The following is a 4564-nucleotide window of genomic DNA, read 5'->3' as shown; positions in this document are numbered from 1 at the left end:
TGTCGCACCTTCTCGAGGTGATTGAGCGGCTTGAGGTCAAGAGCGCCTTCTTCCGCTCGCTCCAGGACCCGATTGACACTGCCTCGCCCCAGGGCAAGTTCACCTTGCAGGTTCTGGGCGCTGCGGCTGAGTTCGAATGCGCTCTGATCCGCAAGCGTACCAAAGCCGGACTTGCCTCGGCACGCTCAAAGGGCCGCGTCAGCGGCAACCCAGGTCTTCGCGCCAAGGACCCTGAAGCGCTGCGCAAGGTGCGGTTGGCACGACACGACGGCTACATGGAGCGCTTGCACGAGACAGCGCAGGATTGGGTGCCCAATGTACGCCGCATGCGGCCGGATATGGCCTGGGAAGACGTGCTGCGTATCATCAATGCTCCCCTGCCCCACGACCGCCACTGGGCCCAAAGCCGTTTGCTCCGCGCAGTGAAGGCAAACGTGGGGGACGGATGCCTGCCCGCTAAAGTGCTTGGACGCGCTGGACGTCGCGAAACCGACGATCGCCTGCAAGCGATTGTCGCCGCAATCAAAGGTGCTGACCCCGAGATCACCTTGCAGGCAATCTGCGATCGACTCGAATCCATGCGTGAGCGCACCCCTCGCGGTCGAACCAGCTGGCAGCCTTCCTCAGTCAGAATGCTGCTGGAGCGAGCAGAGCGCTTCGGCCTTTTGTAGGCGCTAATGGTCGGCAAACCACCCTGTTCGCTCGGCCCAAGTCTTCCAGTATCATCGCCTCAATTGGACGAAAACCACGTAAATATCCAACAATGCGTTGGGGTTAGTTTGCGCGAGCAGAAAATATCTCGAATGGTATCGGCTTCGCCAGACACGAACTTTATCTTTGTTAATCAATGAGTTATCTAGCGCAAGCCCCGCGCGGCCAAATTGGTGCTGTGGATAACTTTTCCACTACATCTAGATTCTTCTTGCCGGACTCAGATGTTCGTGGCATTTCCATTCTGACGGCAAAACGCGTCAGACGTGGCTTCGACCGTCAGAACGACAAAGAGCCTTAGCAAAGGCCATGAGAGGCGGCAGAACATGGATGATCGAAATACGGGCTACGCGCAAGGCATAGGCTCTTCCGACATCGGAGCATTCGCAGACAGTCTCGCTGAATCGCTTGACCGGCAGATGAAAGTTGCGTTCGAGCCAGAAGAACGCAAGTCCTTGCGCCGCTTCAGCTCGACCGAGGTCGCCGAGTTGCTGCGCGTTAGTACGTCGAACCTGCGCAACCGCCACAAAGATGGCAGCTTCCCAGAAGTTCACACTGACGGTCGCGGTCATAGGTTCTACACGGCCGAAGAAGTTGACGACCTCCGCAACATTTTGGCGCGGACAGGCAAAAATGCTGACGCGTACAGACCTGGCCGCCGAGACGGTGACCGTCTTCAGGTCATTTCGGTCGTGAATTTCAAAGGCGGCTCCTCGAAGACAACAGCGACGATCCATTTGGCACACAGGTATGCCCTGCGTGGCTACCGCGTGCTTGTGCTGGACCTCGACCCGCAGGCCAGTTTGACGACATTTTTCGGCTTCCGGCCTGAGCTCGAATTCGCCGAAGGCGGCACAATCTACGACGCATTGAGATACGATGATCAGGTTCCGCTCTCGGAGGTCATCCAGAAAACATACTTCCACAAGCTCGACATGGTCCCGGCTGGCTTGATGTTGTCCGAGTACGAAACCGAGACAGCGAATGCCCTTGCGCGCAGGGTTCAGCCGATTTTTGCAGAGCGTCTTGCTCTGGCGCTAGAGGAAGTCGACTCAGACTATGACATCGTGCTGATCGATTGCCCTCCGCAGTTGGGCTTCCTGACATTGACAGCATTGGCAGCGTCCACGGGCTTACTTGTGACGGTCGTCCCCGGCATGCTCGACATCGCTTCGATGAGCCAGTTCCTCAAACTCGCTTCGGAAACGGTCAAAGCCGTCGAAGAGGCGATTGGACGACATGTCACTTGGGACTTCGTAAAGTTCTTGATCACACGCTACGAGCCGTCGGACGGACCACAAACGCAAATGGCCGGGTACCTACGTTCAATCCTTGCGGGCCAAGTCATGACTGAACCGATGCTGAAGTCGACAGCCATTTCTGACGCCGGCATGACTCAGCAAACCATCTATGAGGTAGACCCGAGCCAGCTCATTCGGAAGACCATTGATCGGGCTTTGACCAGCGTGAACAGCGTTGCCGATGAGCTAGAGCAGACAATCCAAATGGCATGGGGGCGTCGCTGATGGCTCGAAATATCTTCAACCAGCCACCGAAAGACGAGAAAGAGTCGGCAGCCCCCTCCCCTGCCCCGGTCAAATCCTCGAAGCTACCTGGCTCGGTTGGCGGATTGCGGGACTCTCTCCGGGAAATCACTGCCAACTCAATCCGAGATATCGAACCTGACCGGATCGATATGGATGGCCTCCGGGATCGCCTGATCCTGGAAGATAGTAGCATTGAAGATCTCGCCGAAAGCATTCGCAAGCATGGTCAGCAAGTGCCGATCATGGTTCGCCCCTCTGACCAACCGGATCGATACCGCATCATCTACGGGCGTCGCAGACTTGCAGCCATTCGAAGAGTTGGTGGAACCGTCAAAGCGATCGTTCGAACGCTCGATGATGATGCTTCTCTGATCGCGCAAGGTCAGGAAAACAACCTCCGGCTGGATCCGTCCTTCATTGAAAAATCTCTTTTTATCAAAGAGATGCAGGAAGCCGGTTACAAGCCTGGCGTCATTCAGGACGCCCTAGGCCTCACCCGGCAAGGTGTGTCGAACCATCGTGTAGTCATCGAGCAGCTGCCTGACGAACTTGTCCGGCTTATCGGCCCGGCTCATGGCGTAGGTCGACGCCAATGGGGTGATCTTGCTGCACTTTCAGAGAAGGTTTCGCTTGTCGACATTGCGCGTGAGACACTTGCCTCTCTGCCTGACACCACTCCAAGCTCGGACAAGTTTCAAGCCGTCTATGTTGCTTGCTCCAGCAAGGCGCGTGGCGCAGCCGACCAAAGCGCCCGTGGCCAAACGACCGTGGTAACGGACAATAGTGGTAGCCCTGTCGGCACACTTTCAGTCGATGGCAAGTCGATCGCTATCAAGATCACCCGCAAGGACAACCCAGAATTCGGCCAATGGCTCGAAGAGCGCGCGGAAACCACGCTGCGACAGCTTTTTGAACAATGGCAGAATGAGAGAGGCTCGGGGAGCTGATCCCCGGTCAAAACCAAAAACACGAGCAGAGGAGAAAGGCGAAGACCAAAAAGAAAAGAGCCCCCCAAGGTTTCCCCCGGAGAGCCCTCATCATCTGATTAGCACCTGTGATGTAGCAATCTCCGACATACCGGTCAAGGGTCACCGATTCGGTGGACGTCTTTTTCTTGCCTTTTCTCGCCAAGAACAGCGGGAAGAGCCGGGGAAGTTGTGGGCCGCAACGGTCGTCGTTCAACAAACATGGCATTCACAAAGCTTTCCATTCAGACCTTTGGCGTCGGCAAGGGCACCCCCGCCACGTCAACACCTGAAACCGACATCTGGGCAGTCTTCCGCGCTCTCAGAGATACTCGCAGCCTGTTCGGTCTCCGTCCAGGACATGTTCAAACGCTCCAAGCGATGCTGAGCTTTCTCAAGCCTGGGCATGGAGACACAGTCTTCGCTTCCAACGACGAGATCTGCCGTCGAGTTGGCGGGATCGATGAACGAACCCTCCGTAGGCACATCGATCGCTTTGTTGAACTCGGTTTCATGAAGCGCCACGACAGCCCAAATCGCAAGAGATACCGAGTGAAGTCCTCCGAAGGTCAGTCCATTAGCTATGGGTTGTCGCTGGCTCCGTTGCTCGCGCGCGCCGGCGAACTACTTGCGTCAGCCCAAGCGATGGAAAACGCTCGTCGGGATCGCGTGTTTTTGCGAAAGCAAATCCTAACCAAACTTGCTCAGATCGACGAAGCTGACCCCGAGAACGAACTCACTCATCAGGTACGCCGAGTTCTTCGGAGGAAGCTCTCGATCGCGGAGTATCGTACTTTGCTCGGCGAGCTAGAAGCTCAATGCAAACAGATGTCCACCGCGGTGGACGCACCAGAAACAATGAAACTGCCCGCCAATGACGGGCAAACTGTCCGCCACCTCTCTAAGTCTAAAAAAGAACAAAAAGATTCAGAAAGCGGGACCAACAGCCAAACACCTCCCCTGGAAACACTCACAACAGTATGTGACCAGGCTACATCGTTTGCAACGAACTCACTTAGGAACTGGCACGATGTCGAAAGCCACGCGAGAACGCTCGCTCCAATGATGGGAATCCACGAAAGCACCTTCGAAAAGGCTGCTAAGAAGATAGGCTCTCAAAAAGCATCATGCGCCATCTTCATAATTCTCCAGATGAGCAATCGCATCCGAGACTTTGCAGCGTATTTCCACTGCATCACGCTGAGTCGCAGAGAAACTGACTTCAACCCATCGCTGTTACTGGAGAGGCTTTCTCGTTCTGCGGCAGCTACCGCGTGATGTCCACCGCGGTGGACATCTTGAGAGGTAGAGAGGGCTTATGAAAGGGATGACGGGAAGTGA

General features: G+C 55.8%; 4 protein-coding genes. All 4 read left to right on the top strand.

The features are described 5' to 3' along the window. Nucleotides 1-671: recombinase family protein (locus MRY75_RS16330; RefSeq protein WP_292309067.1), on the top strand; the 671-nt coding region annotated here is incomplete at its 5' end. A 366-nt stretch (nucleotides 672-1037) separates the two neighbouring features. Next, complete coding sequence (gene repA / locus MRY75_RS16325) at nucleotides 1038-2237, top strand: plasmid partitioning protein RepA (RefSeq protein ID WP_028288490.1); 1200 nt, start codon at nucleotides 1038-1040, stop codon at nucleotides 2235-2237. Further along, nucleotides 2222-3205 carry a plasmid partitioning protein RepB gene (repB, locus tag MRY75_RS16320; protein ID WP_292309066.1) on the top strand — a complete coding sequence of 328 codons (984 nt, stop codon included), beginning with the start codon at nucleotides 2222-2224 and terminating at the stop codon, nucleotides 3203-3205. The genes repA and repB overlap by 16 nt, the downstream gene beginning before the upstream one ends. Nucleotides 3206-3445: 240 nt before the next feature. Continuing rightward, nucleotides 3446-4501, top strand: coding sequence for a plasmid replication protein RepC (gene repC, locus MRY75_RS16315; RefSeq protein ID WP_292309065.1), 1056 nt, complete (start codon nucleotides 3446-3448; stop codon nucleotides 4499-4501). The last annotated feature ends 63 nt before the right edge of the window (nucleotides 4502-4564 follow it).

The sequence above is a fragment of the Marivita sp. genome, from assembly GCF_022763305.1.
Lineage (GTDB): Bacteria > Pseudomonadota > Alphaproteobacteria > Rhodobacterales > Rhodobacteraceae > Marivita.
This window is presented reverse-complemented; position numbering and strand designations above follow the sequence as displayed.